We start from the raw sequence: 6,661 nt of genomic DNA on the forward strand, positions 1-6,661 counted from the left end.
GAGTCGGATCGATGATTTCCTTGAGGGTGGCAATGGTTGCCTGTGAGTTGTTCACGCGACCAACCTACCGCCGACCACCGACAGAAACCGGACCTGAGATCTTGCTTCGGAAAAGAAATCCGAAATCCCGGACAGTTGAGCCAAAGTTCCGACTGTCAGCGAATTGCCACGAAGAGGAAACGCAACGAGCCCGACTGGAGTGTGTCCTGGGGATCTTCATTGGAGGTGAAGGATTATTTCGGCGCGGTAGGCCTTATCTGCGAGCACCCGCGCGACCCGTACTTTCTGTCCGTCCACGTCGAGGTTCCGGAACGGCGGGCCCGCCGCGTCGACGGCCAAGTGGAGCTTGGTGGTCAGTCCCCGGGAGCGCCCGAGGCATTCCCCGCCAACGCGACGTTGTTCTCCAACGTCCCCAACGAGTCGTCCTTGACGATCACGTGCTCCAGGATCCGATCCCACGTCCCGTCCGCGGTCCACTTCCGCAACCGCTCATGCGCGGTCTTCCATGGCCCTGCGGGGGGAGGGCTGACGACCAAGATCCACTGGGCTGCCGACGCGGCCGCCCCGCCCTTCCGACCTCTACAAGCCGCCCAACCCTAACCCAAGAACTCCATCACCACAGCGCTCGACTCCGGCCGGCACTCGTCAAAATAAGCATGTCGAGCCCCATTGAAAACCCGCACTCGCGCTCCGGGAATCCGCCCGGCCAGCAAAGGCGCGTTCCCCGGTGGAGCCAGCACGTCATCGTCACCATGAAGAACCAGCGTCGGCGCCGTGATCCGCGGAAGAGCGTCCCAGGCATCGTGACCATTGCTCGCCACCAGATGCCCGCGAACGGCGTGCGGCGGCATCCCGTGGGCGCCGAGAACGGTGTACGGACCGGGGTTCGCGGCGCGCCACGCGGGTGTGTACATCATGTCTTCCAAGGCTTCCCGCGCTTCGCTCGAATGCCTTTGGGCGAGTGCGAGCCGGACCTCGTTCGTCCGTTCGATGCCGTGCGTGCCGCCGGGGGAGGTGCAGCCGAGGACGAGCCGCCGAACCCGCTCCGGATACCGCGCGGCGACCCATTGTGCGACGCGGCCGCCCATGGAGGTGCCGTAGACGTCGGCTTCGTCGACGCCGAGGTCGTCGAGGACGGCGATCACGTCGGCCGCGAAACCCGTTGTGGAATAGGCGACGTCGGGTGCGTCGCTGTCCCCGGTGCCTCGGTAGTCCATGGTGATCGTGCTCGGGAAATCTCCCCGCGTGCGGTTCCACCAGGTGTGGTCGTTCGCCTGCCCGGCGAGCAGCACGAGTGGCCTGTCCGTGCCGTGCCACTGGTAGGCCAGCCGGGTGCCGTCGGCGGCGACGGCGTGGCCGGTACGGGGAAAAGTGGTCATCCTTCTCCTGTTCGCTCGTCACGGAACCGGGATGATGATAACGGCCACCCGGATGACGCCGAGTCGCCCTGGTTGTGCCCGCCCGACGGCGGTACCGTTCCGGAGGGCGGACTTTTCGTTAAGGCGAACGGAAAGGAGGCGTGGTCGGAGTGCACGAGCCGATGGTGACGGAATTCGCGACCACCGATCCGGAACAAGCACATGCCCTGATCGCCGAGGCGTATCGCGACAACCGGTTGCGGGTGCGGGGGACCGTCGAGAACTACCGTTTCGAGCACAACCGCTGCGACCTCGGGGACGTGCATCTCGACGTCATGCACAACACGTTGACCACGGAGATCGTCGTCCAGCCGCTGGGAAGGCTGGTGCTGCTGCGTGTGCTGGGCGGCGAACTGGAGATCGACGACGGCATCAGCGACCGCAGGCTGGTCCCCGGTGACGTCTTCGTCGGCCCGCACCCCGGCCAGGGCTACCGGACGGGGTTGCACGGCGCGCGTCTGCAGATCACGGGTATCGACCTGTCGTTGTTCTCCGGGATCGATCCGGCCCAGGACGGCCGCGTGATCGAGCGGTTGCGCTACGAGCCGGTGAGCGCGGAGAAGGCACGACGATGGCGGCAGACGGTCGAGTACGTCACCGGGCTCTTTTCCGAATCGGGGGTGGCGCACGGCCCACTGGTGCTCGGCACGGCCGGGCGGCTGATGGCCGCTGTGGCGCTGGACACCTTCACCGCGGCCGCTGGTCACGACCGTCCCCGCGATCGCCGGGACGCCGCCCCGGAGGCCGTGCGCCGCGGGATCGCGTTCATGGAGGCGAATCCGGACCTCGACCTCGGCGTGGCCGACATCGCCCGCGCCTGCCGGGTTTCGGTGCGTGCCCTGCAGCTGGCGTTCCGGCGGCATCTGGACACCACGCCGATGGCCTATCTGCGCCGGATCCGGCTGGACCGGGTCCGGGCCGAACTCCGCGACGGCGGACCCGGCGACGGCACGACGGTCACCCGTGTCGCGGCGAACTGGGGATTCCTCGACGGCAGCCGGTTCAGCGCGCACTACCGCCAGGCCTTCGGCGAGTCGCCCAGCCACACCCTGCGTGAGCGCTGACGTTCGTTTTCGTCGGTGCGAGTCTGCGTTTTCGTTGCTAGACCCCTGGAGCCGGGGGCGGTTCCATGGAATCCGGCCACCAGTTTCGCCGGGTCCCCGCTTACTGGTGCGTCGCAACCGGACCGGCCGGCCGGTTCCTTACCGAGGGGTCGCTATCCCGTCGTACATGACGCGGCGGACAGCCCTGCTCATCGCCGCCTGCCCATCCGGTGACGGGTCACGCAGCCCGGAGATGACCGACGCGAGGATCATCCCGTTGATCGCCCGCGCGGTCGCGTCGACGTCCAGATCCGCGTGCAGGTAGCCGAGCCGGACCCCGTGGTGGAGGTAGCCGGCGGTCAAGTCCGCGGCGGTCTCGTGGAAGTCCAGCACACGTTCCCGCATCTCGGCGTCGATACCGGCCGCTTCGAGCAGCAGGAAGCGGGCCATCCGCGGGTCGCTGCCGAAGATCCGGGCGAGCGCGTCACCGATCCGCGCACTCTGCCTGCGGTACTCGGCCAGGCTGCTGACCGCGTCCGGCGCGTTGTCCGCGGCGAGGGAGGCGACCACCTTCTCGACCAGGTCGGTGATGACGTGGTCGACGATGTCCCGCTTGTTCTGGAAGTACCGGTAGAAGGTGCCGTGCCCGATGCCCAGCCGCGCGGCGATGTCGGCGATACCGGTCGCGTGGTAGCCGCGTTCGGCGAAGCAGTCGAACGCGGTCTCGACGATCTCGCGCCGTAGTTCCTGCTTCTTCCGTGCGGCCCTGCTGACCGGGGTCTCCGTCGTCATGCCGGTCAGCTTATTGCCCGGACCGTTCAAATGACATACCGTTCCGGAAATGACACGTCATTCCGCAAGGGCGTTGGTGCTCGGCTGCGGCGGCACCCTGGGGTTCGCCTGGACCGCCGCGGTCCTCGACGCGCTGCACGCCAAGGCGGGCTGGGACCCGCGCACGGCGGACGTCCTGGTCGGGACCTCGGCTGGCGCCGAAGCGGTGGCCATGCTCGGCGCGGGGATCTCGGCGAAGGCGATCTTCGGCGCGCTGGCCGGGACGCCCGAGGGCGATCCCGTCGTCGCCGCGCACGTCCGGCGGGTGCCGAACCGGTTCCCGCCGGTGCCGTATCCGCGGTGGCCCGCCGCGAAGCTCGTCCGGGCCGCGTTGCGCCGGGATGTCGACGTGACGGCTGGTCTGGCGGGGCTTCTTCCGCGTGGCAGGGGAAACGCGCGCTGGCTCCGCGATCTCGGCGACGCGCTGGCGCCCGACGGCTGGGTGCCGCATGCCGCGACCTGGCTGGTGGCCACGGATCCGGCGGGCGGCCGGGTCGCGCTGGGTTCCTTGGACGCGCCACCCGCCCGGCTCGGTGACGCGATCGCCGCGTCGTGGGCTATCCCCGGCTGGTTCCCGCCGTCCGTTGTGGACGGACGTCCGCTGCTCGACGGCGGAACCGTGTCCCCGACGTCGGCCGACCTGCTTCTCGGGCACGACGTCGGCGAGGTCGTCCTGATCGCGCCGATGAGCAGCGAAGGCGGGGCACCCGCGCGAGGCCTGACCCGGCTGGAACGGCTGTTGCGGACGGCGATGACGCGACGTGTGGACGACGAGACGCGACGGCTGCGCGCGGCGGGCGTCCGGGTGGTCCGGATCGAACCGGGCGTGGCCGACCTCGCCGCAATGGGCGCGAACTTCATGGACGGACGGCGGCGGGAGCAGGTGCTCGCCACCGCGCTGAGGACGGCGCCGGACCTGGTCGCCGGTGCCTTCGAACGAGAGGGAGTACGCGCATGAGCAAGTACCCGGTCCTCGACCTCGACGGGGCGCATGTCGCGATCACCGGCGCCGGGCAGGGCATCGGCCGCGCGACCGCGGAACGCATGGCCGCCCGCGGCGCCCGCGTGTCCATTGGCGACCTCGACCTCGAAGCGGCCAAACGCACCGCCTCGGACATCGGCGGGACGGCGCATCATCTCGACGTCGCCGATCAGGCCTCCTTCGCCGCCTTCCTCGGCGACGCGGAACAGGCGAACGGGCCGCTCTCGGTACTGGTCAACAACGCTGGGATCATGCCCAACGGCGGTTTCCTCGATCTCTCCGACGCGCTGAACCGGGCGACCATGGAGGTCAACGTGTTCGGCGTCGTCCACGGGATGCGGCTGGCCCTGCCCGGCATGCTGGAGCGTGGCCGCGGCCATGTCGTCAACGTCGCGTCGCTGGCCGGGAAGTTCCCCGTCAAGGGCCTCGCGATCTACAACGCCAGCAAGTTCGCCGTCGTCGGGCTGACCGCGGCGACGCGGCTGGAGTACGCGCCGCACGGCGTCAGCGTCTCCGCCGTGCTGCCGTCGGCGGTCGACACCGCACTCGCGTCGGGGCTGGACATGCGGCCGATCCCGAAGGTGAAACCGGGCCGGATCGCCGACGCCGTCGTGGCTTCCGTCCACACACGTGCCGCGGAGATCGCCGTGCCCGGTTACGTCGGCACGCTCGCGAACATCGCGGCCGTGACACCCGAACCCGCGCTCAACGCGTTCCGCCGCCTGATGCGGGACGACCGGGCCCTTCGCCCCGATTCACCGGATCGCGCGGCCTACCGCGCCCGTCTCGACCAGGACACCCACCGGGAGGAAAAGGCATGAACGCGCAGTACGACGCCGTCGTCGTCGGAGCCGGTTTCGGCGGGATGGGCGCGGCGATCCAGCTGAACCGGCTCGGCTACGACAACCTGCTGATCCTCGAACGCGAGTCCGATCTCGGCGGCACCTGGCATGTGAACCGCTATCCCGGGCTGGCCGTCGACATCCCGTCGGCGACCTACTCGTACTCGTTCGAGCCGAACCCGCATTGGTCGCGGCTGTTCGCCCCGGGCGCGGAACTCAAGCGCTACGCGGAGCATGTCGCGGACAAGTACCGGCTGCGGCGCTACATGCGTTTCGGCACCGTCGTCACCGGCGCTGTCTGGGACGAGGTGAACGCGCACTGGACGGTGTCCCGCGCCGGAGATGGTCCTGTCACCGCGAAGTACCTCCTCACCGCGACCGGATTCCTTTCCCAGCCCAAGAAACCCGACATCGCCGGGATCGACACCTTCGGCGGCAAGGTCATCCACACCACCGCCTGGGACGACGGCTACGACCTCGCGGGCAAGCGGGTGGCGGTGATCGGCACCGGCGCGACGGCGGTGCAGTTGATCCCCGAGATCACGAAGGTCGCCCGGGAACTCACCGTGTACCAGCGGACCCCGATCTGGGTCAGCCCGAAACTGGACTTCCCGGTGCCCAAGGCGGTCCGGCGCGCGTTCGCCGCGATCCCGCTCACGCAGCGGGCCGCCCGGCTCACCGGGACCGCACTGCTGGAACTGATGATGGTGACCGGCGTGCTGCACTACAAGCAGCTGCCGCTGGCGAACCGGCTGGGAAGGCTGTGGTGCCAAGCGCATTTGCGCCGTCAGGTGCGTGATCCGGGACTGCGTGCCGCCTTGACGCCGCGCTACTCCTTCGGCTGCAAGCGCCCGACGTTCTCCAACGAGTACTACCCGGCGTTCACCAAGGACCACGTGCGGCTGGAGACGACGTCCATCGCGAAGATCGACGAGACCGGGATCGAGACCACCGACGGCGAGCGGCGGGACATCGACGTCTTGGTGCTGGCGACCGGATTCGATCTGTGGGAAGCCAACTTTCCGGCGATCGAGATCATCGGGCGCGACGGACGCGATCTCGGGAAGTGGTGGCGGGAAAGCCGGTTCCAGGCCTACGAAGGCGTCGCGATTCCGAAGTTCCCCAACTTCATCTCACTCAACAGCCCGTATTCCTACTCTGGGCTGTCCTACTTCACCACTATCGAGACGCAGATGCGGCATATGGACCGGCTCTTCGGCGCGATGCGGCGGCGTGGCGCGACCGGTTTCGAGGTCACGCAGGAGGCCAACGACGCGTTCCTTGACCGGATGACCGAACGCCTCGGCGACTCGATCTTCACACTCGGGAACTGCGCCCCGGCGAACAGCTACTACTTCAACCCGCACGGGGAGGCGACCCTGCTCCGCCCGTCCTCGACGCTGAATGCCATCAAGGAGGCGGGGAGTTTTCCGGTGGAAGATTACCTGTTCAAGTCGTGAGTGATTGGGGTCGTTCTGGCCAAGGGTGTACCTACGGCGCGTGAAGGACCCCTTCCCTCGGCTCAGGCACACGGAGTAAAGCAGA

General features: G+C 68.4%; 7 protein-coding genes. 4 read left to right on the forward strand and 3 right to left on the reverse strand.

Annotated features, from left to right (window positions below; genetic code table 11):
- Window positions 1–353: 353 nt before the first annotated feature.
- Window positions 354–485 (reverse strand): hypothetical protein, encoded by a 132-nt coding sequence (locus tag AB0M65_RS07590; protein ID WP_364022998.1) that lies wholly within the window; start codon window positions 483–485, stop codon window positions 354–356.
- 111 nt (window positions 486–596) lie between these two features.
- Window positions 597–1,379: an alpha/beta fold hydrolase gene (locus AB0M65_RS07595; protein ID WP_364023000.1), complete on the reverse strand. Its 783-nt coding sequence runs from the start codon at window positions 1,377–1,379 to the stop codon at window positions 597–599.
- A gap of 140 nt (window positions 1,380–1,519) precedes the next feature.
- On the opposite strand from AB0M65_RS07595, the gene AB0M65_RS07600 reads away from it, so the two are divergent.
- Window positions 1,520–2,482: a helix-turn-helix transcriptional regulator gene (locus AB0M65_RS07600; RefSeq protein ID WP_364023002.1), complete on the forward strand. Its 963-nt coding sequence runs from the start codon at window positions 1,520–1,522 to the stop codon at window positions 2,480–2,482.
- Window positions 2,483–2,620: 138 nt separating this feature from the next.
- Here AB0M65_RS07600 and AB0M65_RS07605 read toward each other — a convergent pair whose 3' ends face one another.
- Window positions 2,621–3,253, reverse strand: a complete 633-nt coding sequence (locus tag AB0M65_RS07605) for a helix-turn-helix domain-containing protein (RefSeq protein WP_364023005.1) — start codon at window positions 3,251–3,253, stop codon at window positions 2,621–2,623.
- A gap of 49 nt (window positions 3,254–3,302) precedes the next feature.
- On the opposite strand from AB0M65_RS07605, the gene AB0M65_RS07610 reads away from it, so the two are divergent.
- Genes AB0M65_RS07610 through AB0M65_RS07620 form a run of 3 tightly spaced genes read left to right on the forward strand, consistent with a single transcriptional unit; the run spans window position 3,303 to window position 6,576 of the window.
- On the forward strand, window positions 3,303–4,250 hold the full coding sequence (locus tag AB0M65_RS07610) for a patatin-like phospholipase family protein (RefSeq protein WP_364023008.1): 948 nt from the start codon (window positions 3,303–3,305) through the stop codon (window positions 4,248–4,250).
- A complete protein-coding gene (locus tag AB0M65_RS07615; protein ID WP_364023011.1) occupies window positions 4,247–5,095 on the forward strand; it encodes an SDR family oxidoreductase in 849 nt (282 codons plus the stop codon). Before AB0M65_RS07610 ends, AB0M65_RS07615 begins: the two co-directional genes overlap by 4 nt.
- Window positions 5,092–6,576 (forward strand): NAD(P)/FAD-dependent oxidoreductase, encoded by a 1,485-nt coding sequence (locus AB0M65_RS07620; protein WP_364023014.1) that lies wholly within the window; start codon window positions 5,092–5,094, stop codon window positions 6,574–6,576. The genes AB0M65_RS07615 and AB0M65_RS07620 overlap by 4 nt, the downstream gene beginning before the upstream one ends.
- The last annotated feature ends 85 nt before the right edge of the window (window positions 6,577–6,661 follow it).

It is taken from the genome of Amycolatopsis sp. NPDC051071, assembly GCF_040682875.1.
Taxonomy (GTDB): Bacteria; Actinomycetota; Actinomycetes; order Mycobacteriales; family Pseudonocardiaceae; genus Amycolatopsis.

Coding starts and splice junctions, on each gene's coding strand:
- AB0M65_RS07595 (WP_364023000.1), bottom strand. CDS start 1,379: ATGACCACTTTTCCCCGTACCGGCCACGCCGTCGCCGCCGACGGCACC.
- AB0M65_RS07605 (WP_364023005.1), bottom strand. CDS start 3,253: ATGACGACGGAGACCCCGGTCAGCAGGGCCGCACGGAAGAAGCAGGAA.
- AB0M65_RS07610 (WP_364023008.1), top strand. CDS start 3,303: ATGACACGTCATTCCGCAAGGGCGTTGGTGCTCGGCTGCGGCGGCACC.
- AB0M65_RS07615 (WP_364023011.1), top strand. CDS start 4,247: ATGAGCAAGTACCCGGTCCTCGACCTCGACGGGGCGCATGTCGCGATC.
- AB0M65_RS07620 (WP_364023014.1), top strand. CDS start 5,092: ATGAACGCGCAGTACGACGCCGTCGTCGTCGGAGCCGGTTTCGGCGGG.